At 63.0% G+C, this 15,047-nt stretch carries 14 protein-coding genes and 1 pseudogene; 1 reads left to right on the top strand and 14 read right to left on the bottom strand.

Annotated elements, in window-relative coordinates:
- From HV796_RS25665 to HV796_RS25645, 5 genes and pseudogenes are all read right to left on the bottom strand, one after another.
- Positions 1-138 (bottom strand): annotated as a pseudogene (locus HV796_RS25665) (electron transfer flavoprotein subunit beta/FixA family protein); the annotation flags it as partial.
- A 340-nt stretch (positions 139-478) separates the two neighbouring features.
- Positions 479-1,132, bottom strand: coding sequence for a methionine ABC transporter permease (locus HV796_RS25660; RefSeq protein WP_175229302.1), 654 nt, complete (start codon positions 1,130-1,132; stop codon positions 479-481).
- Positions 1,122-2,156 (bottom strand): methionine ABC transporter ATP-binding protein, encoded by a 1,035-nt coding sequence (locus tag HV796_RS25655; RefSeq protein ID WP_175229301.1) that lies wholly within the window; start codon positions 2,154-2,156, stop codon positions 1,122-1,124. Before HV796_RS25655 ends, HV796_RS25660 begins: the two co-directional genes overlap by 11 nt.
- Positions 2,157-2,336: 180 nt before the next feature.
- The gene (locus HV796_RS25650) at positions 2,337-3,179 is read right to left on the bottom strand and encodes an enoyl-CoA hydratase (RefSeq protein WP_175229300.1); all 843 of its coding nucleotides are present in this window, start codon (positions 3,177-3,179) and stop codon (positions 2,337-2,339) included.
- A 48-nt stretch (positions 3,180-3,227) separates the two neighbouring features.
- Positions 3,228-4,151 (bottom strand): histone deacetylase family protein, encoded by a 924-nt coding sequence (locus HV796_RS25645; RefSeq protein WP_175229299.1) that lies wholly within the window; start codon positions 4,149-4,151, stop codon positions 3,228-3,230.
- Positions 4,152-4,364: 213 nt separating this feature from the next.
- On the opposite strand from HV796_RS25645, the gene mltB reads away from it, so the two are divergent.
- The gene (mltB, locus tag HV796_RS25640; protein WP_175229298.1) at positions 4,365-5,618 is read left to right on the top strand and encodes a lytic murein transglycosylase B; all 1,254 of its coding nucleotides are present in this window, start codon (positions 4,365-4,367) and stop codon (positions 5,616-5,618) included.
- Between the two features lie 119 nt (positions 5,619-5,737).
- Here mltB and cysM read toward each other — a convergent pair whose 3' ends face one another.
- The 9 genes from cysM to rpsA all read right to left on the bottom strand — a co-directional run bounded on the left by cysM (position 5,738) and on the right by rpsA (position 15,031).
- Positions 5,738-6,640, bottom strand: coding sequence for a cysteine synthase CysM (cysM, locus tag HV796_RS25635; protein ID WP_175229297.1), 903 nt, complete (start codon positions 6,638-6,640; stop codon positions 5,738-5,740).
- Positions 6,641-6,951: 311 nt separating this feature from the next.
- The gene (locus tag HV796_RS25630) at positions 6,952-7,314 is read right to left on the bottom strand and encodes a ComEA family DNA-binding protein (protein ID WP_175229296.1); all 363 of its coding nucleotides are present in this window, start codon (positions 7,312-7,314) and stop codon (positions 6,952-6,954) included.
- Between the two features lie 107 nt (positions 7,315-7,421).
- Entirely contained in the window at positions 7,422-8,414 is a 993-nt protein-coding gene (gene rfaD, locus HV796_RS25625) for an ADP-glyceromanno-heptose 6-epimerase (protein WP_175229295.1), read from the bottom strand.
- A 102-nt stretch (positions 8,415-8,516) separates the two neighbouring features.
- Entirely contained in the window at positions 8,517-9,536 is a 1,020-nt protein-coding gene (gene rfaE1, locus HV796_RS25620; RefSeq protein ID WP_377692862.1) for a D-glycero-beta-D-manno-heptose-7-phosphate kinase, read from the bottom strand.
- Entirely contained in the window at positions 9,490-10,905 is a 1,416-nt protein-coding gene (locus tag HV796_RS25615) for a UDP-glucose dehydrogenase family protein (RefSeq protein ID WP_175229294.1), read from the bottom strand. Before HV796_RS25615 ends, rfaE1 begins: the two co-directional genes overlap by 47 nt.
- 182 nt (positions 10,906-11,087) lie before the next feature.
- On the bottom strand, positions 11,088-12,263 hold the full coding sequence (gene lapB / locus HV796_RS25610; RefSeq protein ID WP_175229293.1) for a lipopolysaccharide assembly protein LapB: 1,176 nt from the start codon (positions 12,261-12,263) through the stop codon (positions 11,088-11,090).
- A 64-nt stretch (positions 12,264-12,327) separates the two neighbouring features.
- Positions 12,328-12,621 carry a LapA family protein gene (locus HV796_RS25605; protein WP_175229292.1) on the bottom strand — a complete coding sequence of 98 codons (294 nt, stop codon included), beginning with the start codon at positions 12,619-12,621 and terminating at the stop codon, positions 12,328-12,330.
- A gap of 324 nt (positions 12,622-12,945) precedes the next feature.
- Complete coding sequence (locus tag HV796_RS25600; RefSeq protein WP_175229291.1) at positions 12,946-13,278, bottom strand: integration host factor subunit beta; 333 nt, start codon at positions 13,276-13,278, stop codon at positions 12,946-12,948.
- Between the two features lie 22 nt (positions 13,279-13,300).
- Positions 13,301-15,031 (bottom strand): 30S ribosomal protein S1, encoded by a 1,731-nt coding sequence (rpsA, locus tag HV796_RS25595; RefSeq protein ID WP_175229307.1) that lies wholly within the window; start codon positions 15,029-15,031, stop codon positions 13,301-13,303.
- Positions 15,032-15,047: the final 16 nt, after the last annotated feature.

Genomic DNA, 15,047 nt, shown 5'->3' with positions numbered 1-15,047 from the left:
CGCCTCTTCCACCGCGATCTCGTCGAACGGGTTCATCGACATCTTCACGTTCGCAATGTCCACGCCCGTTTGGTCCGATTTCACGCGCACCTTCACGTTGTAGTCGACCACTCTTTTGACTGGCACCAGAATTTTCATGCACACGCTCCAAAGTTACGAATACGTCAACCTGACGGACATTATAACGACAGCCCCTCAGCGACCCGCCGGCGCGTCCGGCAAGACCGCCCCCACGCGGTGCATGTCAAGGAACAGCGCGCTCCAGCGGTGTGACGACAATAGCGAACGATCGTACTATTTAATCTCAAAAATAGGCGGCACGCCAGCATCGCAATGGTCTGGCGCCTCTAACAGCCGGTCCGCCTACGCAGCGACGGCCGCGAAATAGACGGTCGAGCCCAGCCCAGCAACCCGTTCGAAGATAAACCTGAATCGCATCACCTTCCCGTTCCCTGCCGACGCGTTATCCCGGTGACGGTTACTTGTGGCCCAAACGCCGCACCAGCCAGTCGCCGAACGACTGCACGAGTTGCACGAAGACGATCAGAATCACGACCACCGTCACCATCACTTCGGGCAAGAAGCGCTGATACCCGTAGCGGATGCCAAGATCGCCGAGCCCGCCGCCGCCGATCGCGCCCGCCATCGCCGAGTAGCCGACCAGCGACACGAACGTAATGGTCAGCCCCGCGACGACGCCTGGCAGCGACTCGGGCAACAGCACCTTGAACACGATCTGGCAGGTGGTCGCCCCCATCGACTGGGCCGCTTCAATCAGGCCGCGGTCGACTTCGCGCAGTGCTGTTTCGACGAGCCGCGCGATAAATGGCGCGGCGGCGATCGTCAATGGCACAACTGCCGCCGCCGTGCCGATCGACGACCCGACGACGAGCCGCGTCAATGGAATCACCGCGACGAGCAGAATGATGAACGGCGTCGAGCGCACCGCGTTGACGATCACACCCATTGCCCGATTGAGCGCCAGGTTCTGCAGCACGCCGTCGCGGTCGGTCAGATAGAGCAGCACGCCGAGCGGCAAACCGAGCAGCGCGCCGATCGCTCCGGAAATGCCGACCATCACGAGCGTCTCCCAGAACGACTGCACGAACATATCGATCATTTCACTCGACATACGCCAACTCCTCGACGACGACGTGCTGTTCGCGCAGAAACGCAATCGCTTGCGCGACCTTTGCCGGATCGCCGCCCGCGAGCACCGCGAGCGAGCCGAACGCCTGCCCCTGGATCTCGTCGATCTGTCCGTGCAGGATGTTGAAGTCAAGCTCGTAGCGGCGAATCGTTTCCGACAGGATGGGCTGATCGACGCCCGAACCGCTGAACGCCAGCCGCAGCAAGTGGCCGCTGCCGGTCCGCAGACGCTCGGCGACACGCGCCTTCATCGCGGGCGGCAACTCTTGTGCGATCACATCGCCGATCAACGCGCGCGTCACCTCGTGATGCGGCTGAAGGAATACATCGATCACGTTGCCCTGTTCGACGACGCGCCCCGCATCGAGCACCGCGACGCGATCGCACACCTGCCTGATCACGTCCATCTGATGCGTGATCAGCACGACGGTCAGCCCCAGTTCGCGATTGATACGCTTGAGCAGATCAAGAATGGCACGGGTGGTTTCCGGGTCAAGCGCGGAGGTGGCCTCATCGGACAGCAGCACCTTCGGCTTGCTCGCGAGCGCTCGCGCAATGCCCACGCGCTGCTTCTGGCCGCCGCTGATCTGCGCCGGATAGCGGTCCTTCTGCGCGGAGAGCCCGACCAGATCGAGCAGCGGCAGCACGGCCGCTTCGATCTCGGCGCGCTTCAGGCCCGCCAGCTCCAATGGCAACGCGACGTTGTCGAATACCGTGCGCGACGACAGCAGATTGAAGTGCTGAAAGATCATGCCGATCTCGCGACGCGCTTCGCGCAGCTCGCGCGCGGACATCGTCGTCAGATCGCGGCCGCCGATCACGACATTGCCTTCGGTCGGCCGCGTGAGCAGATTGATCGTCCGCACCAGCGTGCTCTTGCCAGCGCCGCTGCGCCCGATGATGCCGAACACCTCGCCCGCCGGAATGGACAGATTGACGTTGTGCAGCGCTTCGACCCAGCCCCGCGGTCCCGCGAAGCGCTGCGAAATATTGCGAAGTTCGATCATGAAAAAACGGCGGACTATTGCCCGCGAGCGTCGTGCGCCCCGGCAATCTCCGCCGCTGCTCTTATTCGGATTGGAGCTGCAAGTTTACCGTACGGGCGTCATGCGCTTTAATAATCGTTTTCGATTTTTTCATAACCATACAGAATTAGCGCAACGCCGCTGACCCAACGCGTGCGCACACTAGCGGCGCCAGTCCGGCGGCCGCTTGTCGACAAATGCCTGTACGCCCTCGAGCGCCGAGTCCTTCATCATGTTGCACGCCATGGTCTGGCCAGCGAGCTGATAGGCGGCCTCGGCGCCCATCTCGAGCTGACGATAGAACAGCGCCTTACCCGCACTGACCGCATCGCGCGGCTTCGCGCAGATGCTGCTGGCAAGCGCGGCGATTTCCGCGTCGAGCCCATCGAGCGGTACGACGCGATTGATGAGGCCTTGCCGCCTCGCGGCCAGCGCATCGATAAATTCGCCGGTCAACAGCATCTCAAGCGCGGCCTTCGGCAACAGATTGCGCGACAGCGGCACCGACGGCGTCGAACAGAAGAGGCCAAGGTTGACGCCCGATGTCGCAAAGCGCGCGGTGTCGGCGGCCACCGCGAGGTCGCACATCGCGACCAGTTGACAGCCCGCCGCGGTCGCCACGCCGTGCACGCGCGCGATCACCGGCTGCGGCAGCCGCCGGATCGCAAGCATCATCTTCGTGCAACGTGCGAACAGGGCCTGGTAGTACTCGAGCGAAGGCGTCGCGCGCATTTCGTTCAGATCGTGGCCCGCGCAAAATGCGCGGCCCGCCCCCGCGAGCACGACGACGCGCGCATCGGACGTTTCAAGCGCGGTCAGTTGCGTATGCAGTGCATCGAGCAGCGCCTCGGACAGCGCATTGAATGCCGCGGGCCGGTTCAGCGTCAACCGCACGACGCCGGGTGTGCCGAACGCATCGTACGTGACCTCGACGAGTGGGCCGGACTCGGGCGCCGTCGCGCCTGCCGGGTGAGCATGCGACTGCGGCTGAAGCTGCGCGCTCATGATGGCCTCCGTGGTATGCATGCACCGGGATGCATACGCACCCGCGGCTCACAGTCCGGCGAGCGCCTTCACGTGCGCGACGACGCTGCGCCCCAATGCCGACAGGTTATACCCGCCTTCGAGACAACTGACGATACGCCCGTTGGCGTACCGGGCCGCGATCTGGCGAACCTGTTCGGTCAGCCACGTGTAGTCGTCCTCGACGAGCCCCAGGTTGCCGAGATCGTCTTCGCGATGCGCGTCGAACCCCGCCGACACGAACAGCATCTGCGGCTTGAACTCGTGTAGCCGCGGCAACCACAGCAGATCGACCGCCTCGCGCACCACATCGCCTTTCGAGCGGGCCGCGATCGGCACGTTGACCATGTTCTTCGCCTGGTTCTCGGTGCCGCTGTACGGATAGAACGGATGTTGAAAGATGCTGCACATCAGCACGCGCGGGTCACCCGAAAACGCCGCTTCGGTGCCGTTGCCGTGATGCACATCGAAATCGATGACGGCGACCCGCTCAAGCCCATGCACATCGAGCGCATGGCGCGCCGCGATCGCGACATTATTGAAAAAGCAGAAGCCCATCGCCCGAGCCGGCTCCGCATGGTGTCCGGGCGGCCGCACGCTGCAGAACGCGTTGTCAAAACGGCCGGCGATGACTGCATCGGTGGCCGCGACCGCCGCGCCCGCCGCACGCAACGCCGCCTGCAGCGAATGCGGGTTCATTGACGTGTCCGGGTCGATCGCCGCATAGCCTTCGGTTGGCGCAGCGCGGCGGATATGGTCGATATGCGCCTGCGTATGAACCCGCAGCAGATCCGCTTCATCGACCAGCGGCGGCGACTCGCGCTCGATCAACGCGTCGATACGGCCTGCAATCAGTTGATCTTCGATCGCCTGCAGCCGCGCCGGACATTCCGGATGCCAGTTCCCCATCTCGTGCCGCAGACAGTCCGCATGGGTATAGAAACCAGTTGCCATGAGTCGTTGCCCTGTAACGCGCCGCGACGCCACGCGGCGCCGCCTATGACCAAGTTACCACAGCCGCCAATCGGGCCGCTTGCCGCAATGCTCTTGCATGATTTTGCCTGACCATCGTCGGGTATACTGCCCCGGATCGCTTTCGCACACATTCGTGCATCCACGCATGCTTCGTCACTGATCTGTCAAATCCGCATCGCACACCTCGACCTTATGACCGATAAGCCTGCCCTGCCCGCTCTGCTCGCACGATACCGGCTACGCACCAGCGTCCTCGCCGCACTATCCATCGTCGCATCGTGCATGTTCGCGGGAGCCGGCCTGGCCGCAGCGCAAACGCCCGCGGCAAGCCCGTCGCAGAGACCGCGCCTCACCATCGCGCAAGCGCAGCCGCAGCCGCCGGTGCAGCAAGGACAGACGTTCGAGGAAGAGATCATCCCGCAGCGCTACGCGAACAACGGCGACGTGGACGCGTTCATCAACGAAATGGTGGCGCGCTACGACTTCGACCCGGCGATGCTGCATGACCTGTTTTCACGTGTCAGCTATTCGGCCACCGCGGTCAAGCTGGTTACGCCCGCGCCCACACCGGCGGTCAAGAACTGGCGCGCGTACCAGGCGCGCTTTCTCGACACGGTGCGGATCAATGCTGGCGTGAAATTCTGGCGCGCCAATCAGGCCACGCTGCAGCGCGCGTACGAGCAGTTCGGCGTGCCGCCGGAGGTGATCGTCGGGATCATCGGCGTCGAAACAATTTACGGCCGCTATATGGGCAACTTCCGCGTGCTCGACGCGCTGACCACGCTCACGTTCGACTACCCGAGCACGCCAAATCGCGCCGAGCGTGAGACGACATTCCGCAAGAATCTCGCAGACTTTCTCGTCTGGACGCGCGACTCGCAGATCGATCCGACATCGGTGCTCGGCTCGTACACCGGCGCGATCGGCATTCCACAGTTCCTGCCGAGCAGCATCATCCAGTATGCAGTCGACTACGATGGCGACGGTTCGATCGATCTGCGCACAAGCCAGGCCGATGCGATCGGCAGTGTCGCGAATTATCTGAAGCAGAACGGCTGGGAAACGGGCCGGCCCGTGGTGTGGAATATCGCGTCGGATGTCGGCAGTCTGGGCATCGCGCAGGCCGCGGCGAACGGCCAGCCCGAGCCGCACTGGTCGCTCGAGCAACTGCTGCGTGCCGGCATGCTGATGAACGAGCCATCGCTGGATACAGCGGCCGAAGCGGGAACCCCCGTGACGGTGGTCGATCTGCCGTCGCCGGGGCGTCCGACCGAGTATGTGCTGGGGCTCAAGAACTTCTATGTGTTGACGCGTTACAACCGCAGCTTTTTCTACGCACTTGCGGTTTATCAACTGGGCGAGCGCGTCAAATCGCAGTTTGCGGCCACCAGCGATCTGAATTCGAACGGGATCGGCGCACCGGCGCCTGCGCCCGCAGTGCAGTGACCTTCACGCGCCACGGGCGCGCCGCGCGGCCTGGCTGGCGCGGTCAATGAAAAAAGCCTGCAGCGACCTCGCTGCAGGCATTTTTTCAGCCGACTTGATCGATACCCCAAGTCGACGACTCAGGCGGGAAATACGCCCGTCGACAGATAACGGTCACCGCGATCGCAGACAATAAATACGATTGTCGCGTTCTCGACCTGCCGCGCAATGCGCAGCGCAACTTCGCACGCACCGCCTGACGAGATCCCGCAAAAGATACCTTCGACGGCCGCCATCCGGCGCGCCGTCGATTCAGACGCAGCCTGGCTTACGTTCTCAACGCGATCGACGCGGCTGCGATCGAAAATTTTCGGCAGATACGCTTCCGGCCATTTGCGGATACCCGGAATGCGCGAACCCTCTTCAGGCTGCGCACCGACAATCTCGACTTTCGGATTCTGTTCCTTCAGATACTGCGACACACCCATGATCGTGCCGGTCGTGCCCATCGCGGACACGAAGTGCGTGATGCGTCCCTCGGTATCGCGCCATATTTCCGGACCTGTCCCTTCGTAGTGGGCAAGCGGATTGTCAGGATTGCCAAACTGGTCGAGGATGATGCCCTTGCCCTCGCGCTGCATCTGTTCGGCGAGATCGCGTGCGTACTCCATGCCACCGGTCTGCGGCGTCAGCAGGATTTCCGCGCCGTACGCCGCCATGCTTTGCCTGCGCTCGAGCGACAGGTCTTCCGGCATGATCAACAGCATCTTGTAACCGCGCATCGCCGCGGCCATCGCCAGCGCGATACCGGTATTGCCGCTCGTCGCTTCGATCAGCGTATCACCCTGCTTGATGCGACCGCGCGCCTCCGCTTTTCTGATCATCGACAGCGCCGGCCTGTCTTTCACCGAACCCGCCGGATTGTTGCCTTCGAGCTTGCCAAGAACGACGTTGTTGCGGCTACGGATATCGTCGTCGACAAGGCGCACGAGTTGCACGAGTGGCGTGTTGCCGATCGTGTCTTCAATCGTTTTGTAAGTCATGTCGGGTTGCGTACGGATGGTGCGCGTAGGGACTGGGATGGACCGATTCTAAACCACGCTGCGCGAGCCTGCCGGCGCGCGGCACAGGGCGGAAGTTCGCGGCCCGCCTGATCGGTGCAAGGAGTGTGTGCAGGAAGGCGGGCGCAAAAGTCGACGCAAGACGTCGACGCAAAAAGCCCGCAGCCGAAGCCGCGGGAGCCAGTCATCCGAAATGACAGCTGAAGGAGTGGACGCGTGTCTGCTCTCACCAGAAAACAGATAATGTGGCGCTGAGGCACGCGTGCATCACGGCCGCACGCGTGCCCTGACGGCTATTTCTTCACGACCACGGCCGTTTCGGTCTTGCCGGCCGGCGCGACCTTCGTGTTTGCAGAAGCCGCATTCTGCGCGCCAGAAGCAGCGACAGCCGGCGCGCTAGCGCCGATCGCGAGTCCCTCCGCCTGGAGGCGCTCGACGGTGTGGCCGCCCATACCCTTGACGCGCTTCGCGAGATCGGGCCCATCCTTGAACGGCCCATGCGCTTCGCGCTCATCGAGAATCGACTTGGCCTTCGCCGGACCGATGCCTTTGATCGTGCGAAGCGCTTCCTCATTCGCGGTGTTGACGTCGACAACCGCGTACGCGTGGCCGAACGCGGCCAGCATGGCCGCGGTAACCAGAATTTTTCGAAGCATGTGAAACCTCCCTAACTCGACTTGCTCAACTGACTCAATCGACTTCAACTGCCAGCCGGCGAAGATCACCGACCGCAGGAGCTAGTTTAGAGAGGTATGCGAAGGATTTACACCTGGCCGAATAGCCAGCGCACGTAACGATCGACCCCTTCCTGCACGGTCAGGAAAGGCGCGTCGTAGCCGGCTGCGCGCAGCTTCGTGAGGTCCGCCTGCGTGAAGCACTGGTACTTGCCGCGCAGCGCGTCCGGAAACGGCACGTACTCGATCAGCCCGCGTTGCACCAGTTCCGCGAGCGACACCGCCGGCTCATGGTTCAGCGCGCGCAGCGTATTGACCACCGACGACGCAATATCGTTGAACGGCTGCGCGCGGCCGGTGCCGAGGTTGAAGATGCCGGACTTCTCCGGGTGCTCGAAGAAAAACAGGTTCACCTTCGCGACATCTTCGACCGACACGAAATCGCGCGTTTGCTGGCCGGCCGCGTAGCCGTTGTACTCGCCGAACAGCTTGACCTTGCCTTCGGCGCGGAACTGATTGAAGTTGTGGAACGCGACCGACGCCATCCGCTCCTTGTGCGATTCGCGGGGCCCGTACACGTTGAAATAGCGAAACCCGGCAATCTGCGATTTCGCGGTGGGCAGCACGCGGCGAATCACCTGATCGAACAGAAACTTCGAATAGCCGTACACATTGAGCGGCCGCTCGAACTCACGCTCTTCGACAAAGCGGTCCGACCCGCCGTACGTCGCCGCCGACGACGCATACAGGAATTGCACGCCCTGCGCGAGACACGCATCGAGCACCGCGCGGCTATAGCGGAAGTTGTTGTCCATCATGTAGCGGCCGTTGTGCTCCATCGTGTCGGAGCAGGCGCCTTCATGGAACACCGCGCGCACCTTGCCGAAATCGCCGCGCGCAAAGCGTTCGACGAACTCGGTCTTGTCGAGGTAGTCGTCGATTTCGCAGTCGGTGAGATTCTTGAACTTGTCCGCACGCGTCAGGTTATCGACGGCGATGATCCGGTGTTCGCCGCGCTCGTTGAGCGACTTGACGAGATTGCTGCCGATAAAGCCGGCCGCGCCGGTGACGATGAGAGTCATGGTCGTCCCTGCCTGATGAATGTCAATGGGGCAATGGTGATGAGCGGATGGGCGCCACCGTGCGCGTCGGGTTCGACGCGGCGTGTGCGGTAGCGCGCGGCATCAGTGTGAGTGAAAGAGTTCGTCGTAGTCGACTGTCGCGGTACCGAGCTTGCCGACCACGATGCCCGCTGCGCGATTCGCGAGCGATACGGCTTCGACGAGCGGCCGGCCCGCGCCGAGCATCACCGCGAGCGTCGCGATCACGGTGTCGCCTGCGCCCGACACATCATACACTTCACGTGCCACCGCCGACGCGTGCAGCACGCCGTCGTTCGTGAAGAGCGTCATGCCCTCTTCGGAACGTGTCAGCAGCAGCGCGGCGATGTCGAGTTCAGCGCGCAGTTTCGTCACGCGCACAAGCAGGTCCGCTTCCGATTTCCACTGGCCCACCACCTCGCGCAGTTCCGCACGGTTCGGCGTGATCAGCGTGGCGCCGCGATAGCGTTCCCATTCGTCGCCCTTCGGGTCGACCAGCACCGGCTTGCCGACTGCGCGCGCCTTTTCCATCATCTTCGTCACGTGCGTCAGGCCGCCCTTCGCGTAATCGGACATCAGGATCACGTCGTGCCCGGGCAGCAGCGCATCGAAGCGGGCGAGACCCGCGAGCAGCGCTTCATGCGCCGGCAGATTCTCGAAGTCGACACGCAGCAGCTGCTGCTGGCGCGACAGCACGCGCAGCTTGATGGTGGTCGGCAAAGCGGGATCACGCTCGAGATACGGGTCAACCCCGCTGTCGCCGAGCAGTTGCACGATCCGCTCGCCGGGCTCGTCGTGTCCGACCACGCACAACAGGCCCGCCTTCGCGCCCAGTGCCGCGGCATTGCGCGCGACGTTCGCCGCGCCGCCCAGGCGGTCTTCCTGCCGCTGCACATGCACGACCGGCACCGGCGCTTCCGGCGAGATGCGGTTCACGTCGCCGAACCAGTAGCGATCGAGCATCACATCGCCGACCACCAGCACGCGCGCCCGCGCGAGCTGCTCGCGCGGCACCACGCCTGCTTCGGGCACCGGCGTCGCGGTATCGAGGATGGAATCACGCACGGCGGGCGCCGTCGGTTGTAAGTTCGGTTGCTGCGACATAAGGGCGTCCAATCGAGTGGTAGTCGATGCCGAGCTCGGTCATCGCGTCCGGTTCATACAGATTGCGGCCGTCGAAGATCAACGGCGACTTCAGCGCCGCTTTCAGATGCACGAAATCCGGGCTCTTGAACTCTTTCCACTCGGTCACGATCACGAGGGCGTCCGCGCCCGTCAGCGCTTCGTCCTGCGTACCGACGAATTGCAGACGCTTCAGGTGCTCCGGTACATCATGCAGATCGATCGCGAGCACGCGGCGCGCTTCGTCGACCGCGACCGGATCGTACGCGCGCACGGTCGCGCCGCGGGCGAGCAGCGCTGCGATCAGCCGGCGGCTCGACGCTTCGCGCATGTCGTCGGTATTCGGCTTGAACGCAAGGCCCCAGACCGCGAAGGTGCGGCCGGTCAGATCGTCGCCGAGCGTCTGCGTGATCTTGCGCACGAGCACTGCCTTCTGCTCGTGATTCACCGCTTCGACTGCTTCAAGAATGCGCAGATTGTGACCCGACTCGCTGCCGGTGCGGATCAGCGCCTGCACGTCTTTCGGAAAGCACGAGCCGCCGTAGCCGACGCCCGCATACAGAAAGTGATAGCCGATGCGCGGATCCGAGCCGATGCCGCGCCGCACCGCGTCGATATCGGCGCCGACCCGTTCCGCGAGATTCGCCATCTCGTTCATGAACGAGATGCGCGTCGCCAGCATCGCGTTGGCCGCGTATTTCGTGAATTCGGCCGAGCGCACGTCCATGTACATCGTGCGCTCGTGGTTCCGGTTGAACGGCGCGTAGAGCCGCTTCATCAGCTCGCGCGCCTTTTCGCCGGGCACGTCGTCGTCGCTGCCGATCACGATGCGGTCGGGGCGCATGAAATCGTCGACGGCCGCGCCTTCCTTCAGGAATTCCGGGTTCGACACGATCGAGAACGCGTGCTGCAGGCTGCCCGCAAGACCGCGCGCGGACAACTGCTCGCCGACCACTTCGCGCACGCGTGCCGCGGTGCCGACCGGCACCGTCGACTTGTCGACGATCACCTTGAAGCCGTCCATATGGCGGCCGATATTGCGCGCCGCTTCAAGCACGTATTGCAGATCCGCCGAGCCGTCCTCGTCCGGCGGCGTGCCGACCGCGATGAACTGGATGTCACCATGGCGCACGCTCGCTTCGACGTCGGTCGAGAACGTGATCCGCCCTGCTGCGCGCGTGCGCGCGATGATTTCCTGCAAACCCGGCTCGTGGATCGGCACGCCCCCGCTGTTCAGGATGTCGATCTTGCGCGGATCGACGTCGAGACAAAACACATCGTTGCCGATCTCCGCGAGACACGCGCCTGTGACAAGGCCGACATAACCCGTGCCGATGATGGTGACTTTCATACGCTTTCCGGTAGTTGGGTCCGGTGAGCGCATCCGGCGGCAGGCCGGAGCGCGATTTCATCAGGTGATGCTGTGATGCTGATGCGGTTTTCTGTTTGCTATTTCTGTTTGCCATCCATGACGCTGAATGCCGGCAGGCCGATGGGCCAATCGTCACGGCCGCCGCGGCCGCCGCCGCGCGCTCAATTCGACGCGGTAATCGGTTCGACCCGGCGCGGCGCATACGTCTCCCAGCCGCTGCAACCCGGGCACTGCCAGTAGAAAAGCCGCGCCCTGAAGCCGCAATTCTGGCACGTATACCGTGGCAGATTTTTGGTGCGCTGGCGGATCAGCGCGCGCATCAGTTCGAGCTCGCTGCGGCGCGGCTCTTCGGCCGTTGCCTGCTGCGCTTCGAGCAGCCGCATCATACCGGCGACATTCGGCGACTTCTGCATCTGCGTGCGGGCGAGCGCATGCGCCGCGTCGAGGCCGCGCAACGCTGCGACATGCTGGTAACCGACATCGAGCAGATCGTTCGAAGGATAGTCGTCGACCCACTGCGTCAGCAGGTCCGCGCCTTCTTCCTGGCGGCACAGCGCTTCGTACGCCTTCATCATTTTCTCGGCGACGAGCGGCAAATACGCCGGGTTCTGCGCCTCGACACGGCGCCATTGCGCGATCGCCTGTTCATATGCGCCGGCCGCCGCGTCAACGTCGCCGGACAGGATCGTTGCGCGCACGTTCTGCACGTTCGCCTTCAGCGCGAGGTTGAGCTGGCGTTGCGCTTCGTCTGGTTTCTTCTGCTGCAGCGCTTCCTGCGCGAGCTCGCAGTGAAACTGTGCGATCTCCTTCTCAAGGGACGCCGCGCCCATCGTTTCGAGGCGCTGCGCGGTGTCGATCGACTTGTGCCAGTCCTTTTCGATCTCGTAGATCGTGAGCAGCGCGCGCTGCGCACCGAGTGCGCGGTCGCCCGTCTGCAACATGCGGAAGGTTTCTTCGGCGCGGTCGAGCAGACCCGCCTTCAGGAAATCCTGACCCAGTTCGTAAAGCGCATGATCGCGCTCGGTAACCGGCAGATCCGAGCGGCCCAGCAAATTCTGATGGACCCGGATGGCACGGTCCGTCTCGCCACGACGACGGAACAGGTTGCCCAGCGCGAAATGCAGTTCGATCGTCTCCGGGTCAAGCTTGACCACCTCGATAAACGCATCGATGGCCTGGTCCGGTTGTTCGTTCAACAGAAAGTTCAGGCCGCGAAAATACGAACGCGGCAGATTGGCGCTTTCAGACAACAGCGCCTTGAGGTCGTAACGCGCGGCAATCCAGCCGAACGCAAATGCGACGGGAATGACGAGCAGCCACCAGAAGTCCAGATCCATGCGAAATGAGCGGAAATGCGCAAAAGCGGATGCCGCGCGCGCGACGCGCACGGCGCGTGAATGCCTAAATCAGCGGCGGCAGCGGCGGTTCTTCGACCACCACCGGCGTCTCGCGCGCGGCGCGCAACTCGCGCTTGAGCCGTCCGTTTTCGAGCCGCAACCGGAATACCCCCGGCAACGCCGACACGAGCCCCGCGACCAGGCCGACCACGAAAAACGCGAGCCCGATCAGAATCAGCGGTGCTGGCCACGCGTAACCGGCGAGGAAATTCAGCGTGGCGGGTTGCGTGTTGGATAGTGCGAGCACCAGCAGCAGCACGAACACCAGCACGCGGATCAACCAGACGATAAATTTCATTTACGGATCTCTTGACGGCGGTTGCGGGAAGGACGCCGGCTTGATGACGCATCGCGCCACGGTGTTTGCCCGCGCCGAAGTGACCCGTATTGTAAATGAAGCCCCCGTCCATGCGCGCAAGCTGCCTCGGGCGGCTAATCGATTCTGTCCGCCTGCGTCGCGGCCATGCGCGTGGACGTCGACGCGAACGAAAAAAAGCGCCCTGGGGGCGCTTTCTGGTCTTTGCCGTGTTGCCTCGCCCGTGCGCTGAACACTCGCTTGCGGGCGGCCGGTCCGATCGGTCTGGAACGGATCGTACGCGCGTTGTGACGCGTACGAAGCGCGTTACTGATCGTCGTCCGGCCCGTCAGGCGTTTCAGCTTTCAACGGCTCGCCGGCGCGCCGGTCGACCCGTTCACGCAGTTCCTTGCCGGGCTTGAAGTGCGGCACGTACTTCTCAGGCACCAGCACCTTTTCACCCGACTTCGGATTGCGCCCGACTCGCGACGGGCGGCGATTCAGGCCGAAGCTGCCAAAGCCGCGAATTTCGATGCGATGGCCATTGGCAAGTGCCTCCGACATCGCATCGAGCATCGTCTTCACCGCGAAATCCGCATCTTTCAACACAAGCTGCGGAAATCGCGTGGCCAGTTGGGCGACCAATTCCGATTTGGTCATTCTGCAGCAGACCTCTTAAGGCTTACTGGTTCTGGCCGTCGAGCTTGGCCTTCAGGAGCGCGCCGAGGTTCGTCGTGCCGCTGGCCGCCGCGTTGGTATCAGCCTGCAGGCCGCGCATCGCTTCCTGCTGTTCGGCCGAGTCCTTCGCCTTGATCGACAGGTTGATGCCGCGCGACTTGCGATCGATATTGATGATCATCGCGTTGACCTTGTCGCCTTCCTTCAGCACGTTGCGAGCGTCTTCCACGCGGTCTTGCGCGATTTCCGAAGCACGCAGGTAACCTTCGACGTCCGCGCCGAGCGCCACCACCGCGCCCTTCGCGTCCACCGTCTTCACCGTGCCGTCGACGATCGAACCCTTGTCGTTCACGGCAACGAAGTTGCTGAACGGATCGCCTTCGAGCTGCTTGATACCGAGCGAAATGCGTTCCTTCTCGACGTCGATGCCGAGCACGACCGCTTCCACTTCGTCGCCCTTCTTGTACTTGCGCACGGCCTCTTCGCCGCTCTCGCTCCACGACAGATCCGACAGGTGAACCAGACCGTCGATGCCGCCCGGCAGACCGATAAACACGCCGAAGTCGGTAATCGACTTGATCGCGCCCTGAATCTTGTCGCCCTTCTTGAAGTTGCGGCTGAAGTCATCCCACGGATTCGGCTTGCACTGCTTCATGCCGAGGCTGATACGGCGCCGGTCTTCGTCGATCTCGAGGACCATGACTTCGACTTCGTCGCCCAGTTGAACGACCTTCGACGGCGCAACGTTCTTGTTGGTCCAGTCCATTTCCGACACGTGGACGAGACCTTCGATGCCCGACTCGACTTCGACGAACGCACCGTAGTCGGTGATGTTCGTGACCTTGCCGAACAGACGCGTGCCCGACGGGTAGCGGCGCGAGATGCCTTCCCACGGATCGTCGCCCAGTTGCTTGATACCGAGCGAAACGCGGTTCTTTTCCTGGTCGAACTTGAGGATCTTCGCGGTGACTTCCTGGCCAACCGACAGCACTTCGCTCGGGTGACGCACACGGCGCCATGCAATATCCGTAATGTGCAGCAGGCCGTCGATCCCGCCGAGGTCCACGAATGCGCCGTAGTCGGTAATGTTCTTGACCACGCCTTCGACGATCGCGCCTTCCTTCAGCGTCTCGAGCAGCTTCGCGCGCTCTTCGCCCTGGGTCGCTTCGATCACTGCGCGGCGCGACAGCACGACGTTGTTACGCTTGCGGTCGAGCTTGATCACGCGGAATTCGAGCGTCTTGCCTTCGTACGGCGTCGTGTCCTTGACCGGACGCGTATCGACCAGCGAACCCGGCAGGAACGCGCGGATGCCGTTGACCATCACGGTCATGCCGCCCTTGACCTTGCCGGTGATCGTGCCGGTCACGAGTTCGTTGTTGTCCAGCGCCTTTTCCAGCGACAGCCACGAAGCCAGACGCTTCGCCTTGTCGCGCGACAGGATGGTGTCGCCATAGCCGTTTTCGAGCGCGTCGATCGCGACGGAAACGAAGTCGCCCGCCTGCACTTCTACCTCGCCCGCGTCATTCAGGAACTCTTCGAGCGGGATGTAGGCTTCGGACTTGAGACCAGCGTTGACGACCACGAAGTTGTGGTCCACACGCACGACTTCGGCGGAAATCACTTCGCCGGCGCGCATGTCTTGCTTGGTCAGCGACTCTTCGAACAGAGCCGCAAAGGATTCGGTATTCGGGGTAGAGGTTTGCAGATCGGACATAAAAATCAGAATTTGTATGGCTTCCGCGGTGCCT

The organism is Paraburkholderia humisilvae (assembly GCF_902859855.1).
GTDB classification, from domain to species: domain Bacteria; phylum Pseudomonadota; class Gammaproteobacteria; order Burkholderiales; family Burkholderiaceae; genus Paraburkholderia; species Paraburkholderia humisilvae.
The sequence above is the reverse complement of the archived record's forward strand: the minus strand, read 5'-3'. Positions and strand labels throughout refer to the sequence as shown.